At 60.6% G+C, this 15,114-nt stretch carries 12 protein-coding genes; 6 read left to right on the top strand and 6 right to left on the bottom strand.

The features are described from left to right. Window positions 1–31 precede the first annotated feature (31 nt). Window positions 32–1,048: a hypothetical protein gene (locus RA302_RS01865; protein WP_205907296.1), complete on the bottom strand. Its 1,017-nt coding sequence runs from the start codon at window positions 1,046–1,048 to the stop codon at window positions 32–34. Window positions 1,049–1,069: 21 nt separating this feature from the next. Between RA302_RS01865 and RA302_RS01860 the strand changes: the two genes are divergently transcribed. Continuing rightward, window positions 1,070–1,993, top strand: a complete 924-nt coding sequence (locus RA302_RS01860; protein WP_205907295.1) for a glycosyltransferase family A protein — start codon at window positions 1,070–1,072, stop codon at window positions 1,991–1,993. Window positions 1,994–1,999: 6 nt separating this feature from the next. Next, on the top strand, window positions 2,000–4,180 hold the full coding sequence (locus RA302_RS01855) for an oligosaccharide flippase family protein (protein ID WP_166501678.1): 2,181 nt from the start codon (window positions 2,000–2,002) through the stop codon (window positions 4,178–4,180). On the opposite strand, the gene RA302_RS01850 is transcribed toward RA302_RS01855, so the two are convergent. Beyond that, a complete protein-coding gene (locus RA302_RS01850) occupies window positions 4,169–5,428 on the bottom strand; it encodes an O-antigen ligase family protein (protein WP_205907294.1) in 1,260 nt (419 codons plus the stop codon). The genes RA302_RS01855 and RA302_RS01850 overlap by 12 nt on opposite strands. Window positions 5,429–5,500: 72 nt before the next feature. Between RA302_RS01850 and RA302_RS01845 the strand changes: the two genes are divergently transcribed. Then, window positions 5,501–6,559: a glycosyltransferase gene (locus RA302_RS01845; RefSeq protein ID WP_166501675.1), complete on the top strand. Its 1,059-nt coding sequence runs from the start codon at window positions 5,501–5,503 to the stop codon at window positions 6,557–6,559. Here RA302_RS01845 and RA302_RS01840 read toward each other — a convergent pair. Further along, window positions 6,541–7,431, bottom strand: coding sequence for a hypothetical protein (locus RA302_RS01840; protein WP_338479173.1), 891 nt, complete (start codon window positions 7,429–7,431; stop codon window positions 6,541–6,543). The genes RA302_RS01845 and RA302_RS01840 overlap by 19 nt on opposite strands. A 57-nt stretch (window positions 7,432–7,488) precedes the next feature. Further along, window positions 7,489–7,884 carry a Wzz/FepE/Etk N-terminal domain-containing protein gene (locus RA302_RS01835; RefSeq protein ID WP_338479172.1) on the bottom strand — a complete coding sequence of 132 codons (396 nt, stop codon included), beginning with the start codon at window positions 7,882–7,884 and terminating at the stop codon, window positions 7,489–7,491. Between the two features lie 149 nt (window positions 7,885–8,033). Here RA302_RS01835 and RA302_RS01830 point away from each other — a divergent pair, with 149 nt between their 5' ends. The 3 genes from RA302_RS01830 to RA302_RS01820 all read left to right on the top strand — a co-directional run bounded on the left by RA302_RS01830 (window position 8,034) and on the right by RA302_RS01820 (window position 11,358). Next, entirely contained in the window at window positions 8,034–9,200 is a 1,167-nt protein-coding gene (locus RA302_RS01830; RefSeq protein ID WP_220388535.1) for a glycosyltransferase family 4 protein, read from the top strand. Beyond that, window positions 9,197–9,955, top strand: a complete 759-nt coding sequence (locus RA302_RS01825; RefSeq protein WP_092765365.1) for a CDP-alcohol phosphatidyltransferase family protein — start codon at window positions 9,197–9,199, stop codon at window positions 9,953–9,955. The genes RA302_RS01830 and RA302_RS01825 overlap by 4 nt, the downstream gene beginning before the upstream one ends. 230 nt (window positions 9,956–10,185) lie before the next feature. Further along, entirely contained in the window at window positions 10,186–11,358 is a 1,173-nt protein-coding gene (locus RA302_RS01820) for a DUF1972 domain-containing protein (RefSeq protein WP_238054108.1), read from the top strand. Between the two features lie 45 nt (window positions 11,359–11,403). Here the strand turns inward: RA302_RS01820 and RA302_RS01815 are convergent, their stop codons facing one another. Both RA302_RS01815 and RA302_RS01810 read right to left on the bottom strand, forming a co-directional pair. After that, the gene (locus tag RA302_RS01815) at window positions 11,404–13,335 is read right to left on the bottom strand and encodes an ABC transporter ATP-binding protein (RefSeq protein ID WP_166501673.1); all 1,932 of its coding nucleotides are present in this window, start codon (window positions 13,333–13,335) and stop codon (window positions 11,404–11,406) included. Then, window positions 13,332–15,065, bottom strand: coding sequence for an ABC transporter ATP-binding protein (locus RA302_RS01810; protein ID WP_021332868.1), 1,734 nt, complete (start codon window positions 15,063–15,065; stop codon window positions 13,332–13,334). The genes RA302_RS01815 and RA302_RS01810 overlap by 4 nt, the downstream gene beginning before the upstream one ends. Between the last annotated feature and the right edge of the window lie 49 nt (window positions 15,066–15,114).

Genomic DNA, 15,114 nt, shown 5'->3' with positions numbered 1-15,114 from the left:
ACCGACGAACACGCTGTCAGCAACCCACAGGCTACTTCGTTTTTCGGGGATTGCGAACCCGTACGAGAGCGCCGGTAGAAAGCCAAACATTCCGCGGCCAGTCACCAACGGACGTTTTGGGCGCGAGGATCGCACAATCTCGGATTCCCGACGTGCCGAACCTGTTGTTCTTGATCGTCAGACCGATCGCACCCTTCCCCTTTTCATCGACATTGATCGTGCATTGACCACCGGACAGAATGTTGTCGTTGATCTGGATGTTCACACCCCGCGCATAGTTTTGCGTGATCATCGCCGCGGCGTTGTACGCACCCTCCAAACGACTGTTGTGCACGGAGATATTGCTGCCACCCTCGATTTGCACATTGTCGTCGTGGGTTTGGTTGTCCCACTGCTTAGGCCAGGGCGAATAGTGCAAATTGTCGTGTAACCAGCTGTAACCGAAATCGACGTTGTCCCCGAAAATCACCACCGAGTCGACAACGCCCGAGATGTCGAGCCGCCTGGCGTAAAAGTTTCGACCCTTGATTCCGTCGACGTACGGTGACAGCGTCGACGGCCGCAGGGTCGTGTCCTCGATCCTGAAATTTCGATGGTCTCCGTAAGCCGCGACCAGTGATTCATTGATTTGCCCCGGATTACGTCCGCGAATGATGGACCGGCGGATCGTCACATTACTGGCCTCGATCCGGACAAAACCACGGATATCCAGATTTTCGATCACCGTACCCGGTGTCCGAATCGTCAGGTCGCCGTTGTGCACTCGTAGCGGTGTTCCTGCAGGTAATCCGAAGGTTGTCGGCACCGCAGCCTCGACTTCCGCCGGCATACCTACGTTCAAACCACCGGCCGCAAGCAGTGCGGCAAAAGCAAGACCCATTGCACGAAGGGACCGTTTAGGGCGAGCACTCCACAACATTGAAGAACTTCCATTCTCCCCCAGCGTTGCGCCATTGACGCGTTTCAGCAAACATGTAGCGCTATCATATTCCTGGTGATCAGCAGTGAACGTAACAATTCGACCATTGATTCTGTTTCCGGAAATCACGCGTCCAACCTATCGGCTGTTGTGGCCGTTTTGACATACCGACGCCCCGATGACCTGATGGAGTTGCTTCCCGAATTGCTGCACCATTGCCGTCAGGCATCCGTCGGGTACGGTATTCGACCACCAACCGTGCTTGTCGTCGACAACGATCCGGCTGGTGGTGCGCGTGAGACCGCAAACCGGTTCGGCACCGGCGTCACCTACGTACACGAACCGACTCCCGGTATCGTTGCTGCCCGCAACCGCGCTCTCGCCGAATCGGTCGACGTCGATCTCCTCGTGTTCATCGACGACGACGAACGTCCCACATCCGACTGGCTGACAGCCCTGCTCGAAACCCGCAGACGCACCGGTGCCGGCGGAGTTGTCGGCCCGGTCGTGTCGGCATTTGCGGCACCACTCGACCCCTGGATCGCCGACGGTGGTTTCTTCGATCGCCGACGCCTACCCACCGGCACCGAAGTGCGTGTGGCCGCGACAAACAACCTGCTCCTCGATCTGCGTCTGGTCCGCTCGATTTCGTTGCAGTTCGACGAAAGATTCAGCGCAAGCGGCGGATCCGACAGCTTGTTCACGCGCCGATACACCGGAGCCGGTTTTACGCTGGTGTGGTGTGACGAGGCAGTGGTGACCGATGTCGTTCCAGCAGAACGGGCCACCCGCGACTGGGTAATACGTCGACGCTATCGAATCGGAAACTCTTGGGCTCGTACGGAACTGGCACTCATTTCGGGCAGTGCGGAGACCGTTCGGTTACGCGGAGCGCTGCTACTGGCCGGGGCGACCCGAGTGGCGGGCGGAACTGCTCGCGCGACGCTCGGCGTGCTGGGTCGCAGCCCGCGTAATCGCGCACACGGGATCCGAATCGCCGCTCGGGGCGCGGGAATCGTCGCGGGCGCCTTCGGCCGGACCTACCTCGAGTACCGCCGTCCGATCGGCGCCTGAGTACCAATGAACCTCGCGGACAAGGCCGCAAGGGGCGGCGGCGTCACGCTTGCGTTCCAGGCGGTGAAATTCATCGTTCAGACCGCGTCGTTGATCCTGTTGGCCCGGCTGCTGACGCCGGAAGACTTCGGTATCGTCGCGATGGTCGTCGCCATTACGGGCGCTGCAGATCTGATCCGCGACTTCGGCCTCTCACTCGCCGCCGTGCAGGCCAAGCAGTTGAGCGACGCTGAACGGACCAACCTGTTCTGGGCTAATACCGGCATCGGGTTCGTCTGTTGCGTGGTCGTCTCGACCGCGGCGCCACTGATCGTATGGATCTACGACAAGCCCGAGCTCCTACCTATCGTCTTTGCCGTTGCCGGCGTATTCATCGTCAGCGGCGCGGCCACCCAGTTCCGCGCTGAACTCATGCGCAGTCTGCGCTTCACAGCACTGTCCACCACGGATGTTCTGGCAAATGCCATCGGAGTCGGCACAGCAGTGGTGCTTGCGCTTTCGGGCGCCGGATACTGGGCGATTGTCGCGCAGTTGATCATGGTTGCTGTTGCCACGCTGTTTCTCAGTGCCGTGATCTGTCGGTGGCGCCCGGGGCTTCCACGCCGAGGCGTATCGATCAAACGGTTCTTCCGTTTCGGTGGCGGACTACTCGGCACCCAACTGCTCGGGTATGCCACCAAGAACATCGACAGCATTGCCATCGGCGCGATGTACGGGCCAACCACGCTCGGGTTGTACAACCGCGCATACCAACTGCTGATGACTCCGCTCAACCAGATCAACGCCCCACTCACCAACGTCGCACTCCCCATCCTGTCCAAAGTTCAGGACAACCCGGTGATCTACGGGCGGTACCTGGCCAGAGCACAATTGATCGGCGGGTACTTCACCGCTTCGGTTCTCGCGGTCAGCGCCGGCGTCGCAGAGCCGCTGATCACCGTCGCCTTCGGTGAACAGTGGCCTGCCGTTGCCCCGATTTTCGCGCTCCTTGCAATCGGTGGCGTATTCCGCTCGGTCGCCCAAATCTGTTACTGGGTCTATCTGTCTCATGGACTGACCGGCGCGCAATTGCGCTTGTATCTGTTTCTCCGACCTGCGGTCATCGTGATCACGCTTGCCGGTCTCCCGTGGGGCGCTGTCGGAGTCGCGGCAGCATCGTCGATCGGCTTTCTCGTGGACTGGCTGGTCACTCTGTGGCACGTGCACCGCGTGGCCGGTGTCGACAGCATGATGTTGCTGCGGAACTCCTTGCGCGCGATCCTCCTGTTCGGCGCACCGGCCGGACTGCTCGCATTTGTCGGATCTCACCTGTTTGTCGCACCATCCGCGTCCTTGGCAGCCGGCATATTCTCCGCCCTGGTCGGAGCTACCCTCTCCGCAACGCTCTTTCCCACTGTCCGAAGCGATTTGACCACTATGCTCGACTTCGCGAGAAGAGCCGTTGGCCGTCCTCCTCGTCCTCCGAAGGAACCTGTCGACCGAAATTCACCGCTCGGCTCTGGCGGACGAGACGACCGCAGGCTCGCGTCCACAGATTCGGCGAGCACGATGACGCTGTGGAACTACCTGACTATCGTCAAGAACCGATGGCGCATTTTCATGACGGTATTGGTGATGACACTGGCTGTCGCCTTTTCCACGATAGCCTTGACGCCACACACCTACATCGCCAGATCTGAGGCAGCCCTGCAACTCGGCGTCGTCGGCACTCCGCGCCAGATAAGTGATCGCTATCCCCAAGCGCTGTCGCTCACCCGTTCCTTTGCCGCACTCGCCACGTCCACCGCCGTCCTCGAACCGGTGATCGGGCGCCTAGGGCTCGACACCTCCGCCGAATCTCTGGCCCGCGACATCGAAGTCACCATCCCGACCGATACCGTCACCATGCAATTCACAGTCCGGGCAAACACGGCCGACGGCTCGGCACAGATCGCCGACGCCGTCGCCGAGCAGCTGGCCGATCTCACCGGTCGGATGATTCAAATAGAACAGCCGGACATGCTGGGGCTCACCGTCACGCGGGCACCCGTACCTGAATTCGCGTCTACGCCGCGCCGCGGCTTGATCCTGCTGACCGGCGCCGCGACCGGGCTGATGCTCGCGGTGATCGCCGCCGTCTCGTGGGATTGGCAATTGAGTCGCCGACGCACCGGCACTGACCGGTGGCGTGCACAACTAGGCGGTTGACTCCACCCGCTGCTTCGTGTGCCCACGCCGCGAACCATGCTCGGGAAGAGGGGCAAACACGGCGAACATCAACGGAAGTACGGTCACAGCAAGAAGAAATGCTCGGTCGACGAACCCGAACGAAACTTCCAATGTGGATGAAGCGAATAGAGCCACCAACAGCGTTGCCGGTTGGAAAATGCCACGCGCACTCCATTGCGATGCCGCCCATGCGATCGTCACGAACATCGCCGCCACGAGGAACAGGAAGATCAATCCGCCCGTTGCGAGTGTGTGTACGAACTGGTTGTGCCCGTGGAACGCAAAGCCGCCGAGGCTCCCGACGTGTTGCGGCAGAACTGAATACCAATTCGATCCGGAACCGAACCAGGGCGTGTTCCCCCAGGCATCGAGACTGTGACGCCAGATTGCACCGCGGTTGGTCAACGCATCGTCTGCCGGAGTGGACAGCGGCCACCAAATCATCACCGCCCCGGTCGCTCCCACCAGCCCCCAGGACATTGGTCTGCGCAGCACAGACGGTGTGACCGTCATCAGCACCCACATGCCGCATGCGAGAGCAGCCGCGGCCAACGACGATCGCGAGGACGTCCACACGATCGCAAACAGGACGACGGCGATGCCCGCCGCACGCACCATGCGACGTGGAATCAGCATCACTGACGGCAGGCCGAGAACCAGGTACTGCCCGAGATTGTTACCGTCGGTGAAAATTCCGATCAAAATACCGAGCGGCAAAATCTCTTTCGTCGGTGCCACTGCGGTACCTGCACTCGAAATGAAAATTCCACTTTCCGGCAGGAAGACCCCCAACGCAATGCACATCACTGCCGTCAGGACAACGAGGTACCCGAGCACGGCGAGCTTCCTCAATTGTGGCCGCAGGATCCAGATCGCGACCACCAGTACCGGATAGAGCATTCCGCCGCGCGTCGGGACATGATCGATGTACAGATCTCTGACCACCACGTACACCCATGGGGCAAGCATGAGGACCAACGGCATGCGCCGATCGGTAGGCAACGCCGCTGTGCCACGGAGAATGACGAACGCACACAGGGCAAATACGAGCAGCAGTAGCAGCACTTCCAGCTTGACTGCCAACGGGTTCATCGGCAACGCGTCACCCACCGTCGCCCGCCGTTTCACTCCTGTCAGCGACTGCACCAGCCGTGGCGTCGTGTACATCGCCCACACGAGAACGATCAGCGTGACCGTGACGTCCGGCCGAAAATGCCTGGAGGTCACGAGCACTCCCGGATTTGTTCGCAGCGAACCACCAGTGCGCCCAGGGATTCACTAGGTTTAGGATACGGTCGCATGACACCTCGAATCGGCAACGACGGCCAGTCCGGCGAAGACGCGTTGAGAGTCTTGCTGTCCACTCGCGGGCCATTCAAGACGACCAACCCATACGTCGTACAACTGGCCGACTCGATTCGAACCTGCGGCGCAAGTGTCCGGTATTTCAGTTGGCAAACAGCCCTTTTCGGCAGTTACGACATCTTGCACATCCATTGGCCCGAAATAATGATTCGCCGTGACGGCGCCCTCGCGCGGGCGGCCGCCCAAGTCCGATTCATCCTGTTGATGCTGCGCCTGCGGCTCACCGGTACACCTATCGTCCGTACGGCACACAATGTTCGAGCACACGAAACCGGTAGCCGCACGGAGACCGCACTCTTGCGGTGGTGCGATCGACAGACCCGAACCTGGATAGTGCTCAACGAATTGTCCCCTGTACCAACAGGAACCGAACGGGTACTCATTCCTCACGGCGACTACTCCAACTGGTTTGCGGGATACCCGAAATCTGAACCCATTGCCGGCCGGGTCATTTCGTTCGGATTGATCCGACCATACAAAGGAACCGAGTCGCTGCTCGAGTCCTTCGCCCACGTCACCACTACCGGCGCAAGCCTGCGTATCGTCGGCAAGCCGAGCACCGACGAACTCCGCGCCGTCGTAGAATCTGCGGCGCGCAAAAGCAGCCGAATCACTGCTGCCCTCGACTATGTCGAGGACAGCACCTTGGCGTTGGAAATCACAGCAGCGCAATTGGTTGTCCTTCCGTATCAAAACATGCACAACTCGGGCGCACTGCTGCTCGCGCTTTCACTCGAACGCCCCGTGCTCGTTCCGGATACCGAAATAACCCGGGCACTGGCCGACGAGGTCGGGCCCGGCTGGATCCACCTCTATCAGGGCCCCCTCACCACGGCGACACTTGATACCGCGCTCGCCGCCCCGTCGCCTGCCGAATCCCCTGACCTGTCCGCCAGGAAATGGCCACAACTCGGCCGCGCGCATATCCGCGCCTACCGAGACGCCGGCCGAAGAACTCATCCGCCGTACGGCGGTCAACGTCTACCGTCCTGAAGTCGTTTCCTACTCCGCATCAGAACTCGCGCAAGTCCCGAGCGCCGTTGTACAAGAACAACGCCGGCGAGAATTCCTCCCGCCGATGACAGCCTGTCGACCGCCGCAGCGAGGTCACGACGCGTGGTCTGCCCACGCCGCGCCACCAAAACCGTGACCTCGGCAGCGGCGGCCAATGTTGCACCGTCCGCTACGGGTATTGCTGCACCACCAACCGCAAGGAGCATCTTGTAGCGCGTCGACTCGACCTTGAGAAAGGGTTTCAGTCGCGTACTCACCAACAACTCCGCGGCATTTCCCTCAGCTCTGCCTGCGGCGACAAAATCCAACCCGGACCTCACCTGTAGCGTCTGACCGAAGTCTGCTGACCCCACCAGGATCTCCGCGAGACCAGGAGCCGATTCGGCGCCGAGCATGCCCGCTACGGAGGCCGATCGTAAATCACCGTCGACCAACAGAATTCGATCCCGTGCCCGAGCCATGACCAACGCGAGGTCGACGGCGACTGCCCGCGCGTCGTCGCTCGCAGTCACCGGAACTACGGCGACTGACTTCACGCCCCCTCGTTTCCCACACGCCGCTGCGATGTTGGTGTGCAGCACCAAGGTCCCGGCAGCACTCTCCGATCCACGAGGGTCGACGGGTGCCACCGACCGTTTACCGTCGAATGTGATGGCTGCAAGTACCGGAGTCGACGACACGTTTTCGACGTCGGACACCGACCGAACAGGTCTGGTCACCGATTCCCAGATTCCCACGATCGCCACTGCCACAAGCAAACCGCCCAGCGCGCCGAGCAATTCGAATATCGCCCGATTTACGGTCGACTGCTTCTCTGAGGCAACCGCGGGAGATACCGACGACATTCTCATTGCGGGGTTGTCCTCTTCACCGCGGGGCGAGAGTGTGCGGACCGCTTCGTCAAGGCGTCAGATCACCGTATTGGCCGTCATCGCCGCGCGCAGACTGGACGTGTCTGTGACTGTCACGTTCATCACCGTGGTATTCGACGGCACGTCCACCTGGATCCGGCCGGCAAGGTTCCGGGCCGTTGTCTGGAGGTCAAGTTCCTCGATCACCGGATCGAGAACGATCGGTGACTTCACGATCTGAGCGAACGAAGGCATGACGCTCTGCGCGAACGAGCTTCCCGCCGTGTAGTCGCTCGCCGTCTTGGCACGGTCGACAGCAAAATAGACGACTGCAGTCGAGCGGTGATCAACCGTGATCGTTCCCGAGTAGACCGCACCACCGATCGCACCGAGCAATACACCCGCAATCAGCAGCAGCCATCTCGCACGAGCGAGATTCCATACGCTTTCCACTCATTCTTCTCTTTCTTCCGAGTTTCGGAGACCAAGTGGACATTGCCTCACGATGAAGACTAGCCTTTCCGCAACTATATGGTTACATCCGCTTTCGCGGCAGATGGCACCGACGGTCGACTCTGAGTTGGACATTCCGGGGGGAATACTTGGCTTACATCGGGGCGCCAGCCCACCGCGCGCTCGTAGCTCATCCGGGTGCCGAACTGTACGGCTCGGACCGAATAGTGCTGGAATCGGTAACTGCCCTGACAACTACGGGCTGGGACGTGACCGTGATGCTGGGGTCCCCTGGACCGTTGGCAGCACGTGTGGAGGAAGCCGGCGCCGACGCCGTGATCATGCCGATACCAGTTCTGCGCAAGTCGAAGATGTCGCCGACCGGCCTGCTCTCGCTTGCTGTGGAGGCAGCCCGCTCGACGCCGTCCATCGTGCGGACGCTGCGACGCTTCTCGCCCGACGTCGTGTACGTCAGCACTGTGACCATCCCCTGGCTGGCCGTGGTCGCGAAGCTCCTCGGCTACCCAGTGATCTTCCATGTGCACGAAGCTGAAGACACTGCATCCAAGCCGATCCGAATGGGGCTGAGCGCCCAACTGTTGTTGTCGCAGCGGGTCATCGCGAACAGCAATGCCTGCCGTGAACTGATCCTGCGTGACATCCCGACGCTGGGGCGCCGGATTCGCGTGATCTACAACGGCGTCGCCGGCCCGAGTACCGAGCCGACTGCCCCCAGGCTGAGCCTGACCGGGCCGACTCGACTCGTTTTGGTCGGGCGCATCGCCCCACGCAAGGGCACAGACGTTGCGGTCGAAGCACTCGCAATCCTCGTTCGACGCGGGGTGGATGTGACACTCGATCTGGTCGGAGGCGTCTTTGCCGGCTACGAGTGGTTCGAAGACGATCTCAGCCGTATCGCTGCTGCCTCGGATGTCAGCGACCGCATCCGATACCTCGGCGTGGTCGAACAGGTATGGGAAACAATGGATTCCGCAGATATTGCCCTGGTGCCGTCGAGAGCCGAACCGTTCGGCAATGTTGCGGTCGAAGCCCAGCTTTTTGCAAGGCCCGTGTTGGCCTCTGCAGTTCAGGGCCTCACCGAGATCATCGAAGACGGCAGAAATGGTCGCCTTGTCGAGCCAGGAAACGCTGTTGCGTTGGCGGACGCAATCCAATCGACGATCGAGAGTTGGGGCAGCACGCGCGAGCAGGCAATCGATGCGCGCACCGAAGCCTTGACCAGATTCTCGCCGGAACGGTACCGCGCCGACATCGCCGAGTCCTTTACTGCGACAATCAGGAGCAATCGAAAATGACCGTCCACCAAAATAGTTCACTACCGGAGGAGTCGTTCACCGATACCGTGCGACGACTGGCAGGAGCGCAGAAGCCACCCGCCAAGGGGTCGCCCGCATATTCCCGGTTCGTCAACAGAAAGATCGGACGCGTCATCGCAGCAGCCGCGTACCAAGTCGGCCTGACACCTAACAAAGTGACGTTCATCAGCGCCGGTTTCAGTGCCGCCGCTATCGCGGCTATCGCACTGGCACAGCCACATTGGTGGGTCGGCATCCTCATCGCCATTGGACTGCTGGTCGGTTACGCATTCGATTCGGCAGACGGTCAACTCGCACGCCTGCGCGGGGGCGGCACGCCTGCTGGTGAGTGGCTCGATCATGTGGTCGACAGCATCAAGACCACCGCACTGCATCTCGCGGTGTTGATCGGTTGGTATCGCCACTACGACGTCACAGATGTCAGATTGTTGTTGATTCCCATCGGTTTCACACTGGTGGCATCCGTCTTTTTCTTTGTCCAGATCCTGACCGACCAGTTGCGACGCGCACACCCGGATCGCGCACCTGCACCGGCAGATACCAGCACCAGTGCCACCCTCCGATCAATTCTGGTCATCCCCACCGACTACGGCGTCCTGTGCGGCATCTTCGTTCTCTTCGCCTGGCAGTCGATCTTCGCCATTTCGTACGCCTTACTCCTGATCGGCACGGCCCTGTTTCTGTGCGCCGCGCTGCCCAAGTGGTACCGGGAGATTCGGAATTTTCGAGATTAAACAGACTATTCGCCTATGAATAACCATTTGTCTCAATTCTTGTGAATAGTACGTTTTAACTGCACTAAAATATTTGCTGAAAATTGTCTGTTACTTGGATAAGGTTTCGATTTTTGATAGCCTTTTCCAAATCTCGGGATCCTCGGACTATTCAGCGCACGACATGACACGTGCATCGGACGCCGCATCCGACAATTCCCGAGCACAAACAAACAAGGGGGGGTTCGCTCATGCGAATCGCAATGATCGGGACACGGGGAGTGCCCGCACGCTACGGCGGATTCGAAACGGCTGTCGAGGAGATCGGCTCACGACTTGTCGAAGGTGGCCACGAAGTAGTGGTCTACTGCCGCGGCAAAAACAGATCACCGAGCTACCGCGGGATGGAAAGGGTACCGCTACCCGCTTTGAAACACCCCATCCTGGAGACCTTGAGCCACACAGCACTATCAGTCGGGCATCTCCTTCGTCACCGGTGCGATGCGGCGATCGTTTTCAACGCTGCCAATGCACCACTGCTACCCGTAATCCGCGCAGCTCGCATCCCGGTAGCCGTGCACGTCGACGGGTTGGAATGGAAGCGCGGAAAGTGGGGCCCTGTCGGCCGCCGGTACTACCTGGTAAATGAGCGTGTATCCGTCTGGCTTGCTGACGAATTGATCTCCGATGCCGAGGGAATTGCGGACTATTATCGCGAGCGATATGACACCCCGAGCATGTTCCTGCCTTACGGAGCGCCAATCCGTGACTCCACCGATCTGAGTCGTCTGTCGGAGCTCGATCTGACCGAGCACGGCTACCATCTGGTCGTTGCCCGCCTCGAGCCCGAGAATCAAGTGGACAGGATCATCGAGGGTTATCTACAAAGCGACGCACAGTTGCCCTTGATCGTTGTCGGCTCCGTTCCGTACGAAAGTGAACACGAGAAACGAGTCAACGAGCTCGCCGAGTCGGATCCCCGCATACGCCAACTGGGCGGCGTCTGGGATCAGGACCTCCTCGACACGCTGTACGCGGGAGCTGCAAGTTACCTACACGGGCACACGGTCGGCGGCACCAATCCGTCACTACTGCGAGCAATGGGGGCCGGTGCAAATGTCATCGCCTGGGACGTCAACTTCAACCGTGAAGTGCTGGGAGACAACGGAGTCTTCTTCAACGGACTGACCCAACTCAGCGCAGCACTCGAGGAAACTGAATCCGATCCGACCGCCGCCGCAGAACGCGGTCTCCGGGCACGGACGCATGCGGCTGCCACCTACAGGTGGGACGAAGTAACCAAGGGTTACGAACAGCTCTGCGAAGAGATGCGCGCCGGAACCCGAAGCCGCAAGCTACGCAAACAGGCCCACGGATCCCCCCAGCCCCCTCGCTCCGCCGCCCGAGTACCACAAACTTGGTAAGTCTCACTCCACCTGAAGGTCAATCTCAGGGACTCGAACGAGGAACTAGATCTCCGCTCCCACGAATTGGCTGTTGTACAGACGGAAGTACGCGCCGCGGGATTCGAGCAGAGCCTCATGGCTCCCCTGCTCCACGATCCGGCCTTCCTCCATCACCACGATCAGGTTCGCATCACGAATTGTCGAAAGACGGTGCGCGATGACAAAGCTGGTGCGGTCGTTGCGCAGAACCGCGGTGGCGCTCTGGACCAGCAGTTCGGTGCGTGTGTCCACCGAACTGGTCGCCTCGTCGAGGATCAGGATGGACGGCTGCGAGATGAAGGCGCGGGCGATAGTGATGAGCTGCTTCTCGCCTGCACTGACGTTGCTGCCTTCCTCGTCGATGACCGTGTCGTAACCCTCAGGCAGAGAGTGCACGAACTTGTCGACGTAGCTCATCTCGGCCGCACGACGAATCTCCTCGTCGGTGGCACCAGGCTTGCCGTAGGCGATGTTCTCGCGGATGGTTCCACCGAACAGCCACGCGTCCTGCAGAACCATGCCGATCCGTGAGCGCAGATCGTCTCGCGTCATGTCGGCGATGTCGATGCCGTCCAAAGTGATTCGGCCCGAATTGAGTTCGTAGAACCGCAGGATGAGGTTGACGAGGGTGGTCTTGCCGGCGCCGGTGGGTCCGACGATCGCAACCATCTGGCCCGGCTCGGCAGTCAGGGACAGGTCCTCGATCAGCGGCTGTTCCGGCTTGTAACTGAAGGTGACGTTCTCGAACTTGACGCGACCCTTGTCGACCGTGGGCGACTTCGCACTCTTCGGGTCCTCCGACTGCTCCTCTTGGTCGAGCAGCGCGAAGACCCGCTCGGCCGAAGCGACGCCGGACTGCAGCAGATTGGTCATCGACGCGATCTGCGTGAGCGGCTGGGTGAACTGCCGCGAGTACTGGATGAACGCTTGCACGTCGCCGAGGGTCATCGTTCCGGATGCGACGCGCATGCCACCCACCACTGCGATGGCGACGTAGTTGAGGTTGCCGAGGAACATCACGGCCGGCATGACCAGACCGGAGATGAACTGCGCCTTGAAACTCGACTCGTACAGATCCTCGTTCTGCTTGCGGAAGCGCTCCTCGACCTCCTGCTGGCGACCGAACACCTTGACCAACTCGTGGCCGCTGAATGCTTCCTCGACCTGCGCGTTGATTCCGCCGGTGCTCTTCCACTGCGCCACGAAGTGCTTCTGTGAACGCTTCGCGATAAACGCCGTCACCATGATCGACAGCGGAACAGTTGCCACCGCGATCAAGGCGAGCAGCGGTGAGATCCACAGCATCATCACCAGAATGCCCAGGACGGTCATCACCGACATGACCAACTGGCTGAGCGTCTGCTGCAAGCTCTGCGCGACGTTGTCGATGTCATTGGTCACGCGTGAGAGAACATCACCGCGGGCATGGGTATCGAAGTACCGCAAGGGAAGTCGGTGAATCTTCTGCTCGACGTCCTCACGCAGCCGGCGAACGGTCCGTTGCACAACGATGTTGAGCAGATACGCCTGCAGCCAACTGAACAGCGACGCGCAGACGAACAGCAGCAGCACGATCATCAAGACCTTGCCGACGGCGTCGAAATCGATTCCGGTTCCGGGCACAACGGCCATGCCGGACACCATGTCGGCGAGTTGACCCTGCCCCGAAGCGCGCAATCCTTCGACAGCCTGTTCCTTTGTCGTCCCCGGCTGGAGTTGCTTGCTGACGATGCCGTCGAAGATCAGATTGGTGGCGTTTCCCAGGATCTTCGGCGCGATCGAGGAAAGTACGACGCTTGCCGTCACCAAAGCGAAGATCAGGATGACGATCGGCTTGTCCGGGCTCAAGCGACCGAGGAGACGCTTGAGCGAAGGGCCGAAGTTCATGGCCTTCTTGGTGGGATCGCCGCCGCCGGGCGGGCCGATGGGAGGCGAGGAAGTCGATCGATTACTCATGATGCGTCCTGTACGGCTAGCTGAGAGGCGACGATTTCGCCGTAGGTGGGACAACTGACCACGAGTTCGTCGTGCGTGCCGATCCCCACGATGGCGCCGTCGTCGAGCACGATGATCTGATCGGCCTCGACGATGGTGGAGATACGCTGCGCGACAACGACGATGCAGGCGTCTTGCGTGACCGGCCGGAGCGCCGCACGCAGCCTTGCGTCGGTAGTGAGGTCGAGTGCCGAGAAGGAATCGTCGAACAGATAGATCTGCGGCTTACGCACCAACGCTCTGGCGATGGCGAGTCTCTGACGCTGACCGCCCGATACCGTCGTACCGCCTTGTGCCACCGGTGTGTCCAGGCCTTCTGGCATGGCGCGGACGAAGTCGGCAGCTTGGGCGATCTCGAGGCACTCCCACAGCCATTCGTCGGTAGCTTCGGGGTTTCCGTAGCGGAGATTGGTGGCGACAGTGCCGGAGAACAGATACGGCTTCTGCGGGACCAGACCGATCACCGAGCAGAGCAGCTCCGTGTCGATGTCGCGGACGTCGACACCGCCCACCGATACCGATCCGGAGGTGGAGTCGATCAAACGCGGAATCAGGTTGAGCAGAGTGGTCTTTCCCGAACCGGTGCCGCCGATGATCGCCGTCGTCTTGCCTGGTTCGGCGCGGAAGGTGATGTCGCGCAACACTGGCTCCTCGGCTCCGGGGAACTGGAACTGAGCCCCACGAAGCTCGACGACGCCCGGGTCCTTCAACTCCAGGACCGGATTCTCGGGCGGAATCACCGACGAATCCGTGTCGAGCACCTCGGAGATACGTTCGGCGCACACCGACGCACGCGGCAGCATCACCGCCATGAAAGTGGCCATCATGACGGCCATCAGGATCTGCATGATGTAGCTGAGCATCGCGGTGAGCGAGCCGATCTGCATCGAGCCCTCGTTGATCTGATGGCCACCGAACCAGATGACCGCGACGCTGGTGACATTGCTGATCAGCATCACGAGCGGGAACATCAGTGCCATGAGGCGGCCGACGCCGAGTGCAGTCTCCGTCAGTTCGCGGTTGGCGTCGCCGAAACGCTCTACCTCGTACGGTTCCCGTACAAACGCTCGGACGACGCGGATGCCCGTGATCTGTTCGCGAAGAACACGGTTGACGGCGTCGAGGCGGCCCTGCATGACCCGGAATCCGGGGACCATCCGGGCGATCAGGAAACCCATCGAGACTACGAGGAGCGGGACGCTGATCCCGAGGATCCAGGAAAGATTCAGGTCCTGGCGCAGAGCCATGATGATGCCGCCGATACACATGATCGGCGCCATGACGAGGATGGTGCAACTCATCACGACCATCATCTGTACTTGCTGGACGTCGTTGGTGTTGCGGGTGATCAGCGAAGGCGCACCGAAGTGCCCGACTTCCCTGGCCGAGAACGTCCCGACCTGATGCAGCACCGACGCTCGGAGGTCGCGCCCGACGCCCATGGCGACTCGTGCTCCGAAGAAGACGGCACCCACCGAGCACAGGATCTGCGTCAGCGTGACCATCAGCATCATCCCGCCGGTGGAGAGGATGTAGCCGGTGTCGCCTTTGGTCACGCCGTTGTCGATGATGTCGGCGTTGAGACTCGGAAGGTAAAGGGCCGCCATAGTCGAAATAAACTGCAGGACGACAACGCCCGTGAGTTCACCCCGGTACGGCGTCAGATAAGTGCGCAGCAGCCTGATCAGCATAGTGAGCGAAGGTTACCAATCCTGGCCGACATGTGCCGCTGGATATTTC

This window comes from Rhodococcus sp. DN22 (genome assembly GCF_036669995.1).
GTDB classification, from domain to species: domain Bacteria; phylum Actinomycetota; class Actinomycetes; order Mycobacteriales; family Mycobacteriaceae; genus Rhodococcus_F; species Rhodococcus_F erythropolis.
The sequence above is the reverse complement of the archived record's forward strand: the minus strand, read 5'-3'. Positions and strand labels throughout refer to the sequence as shown.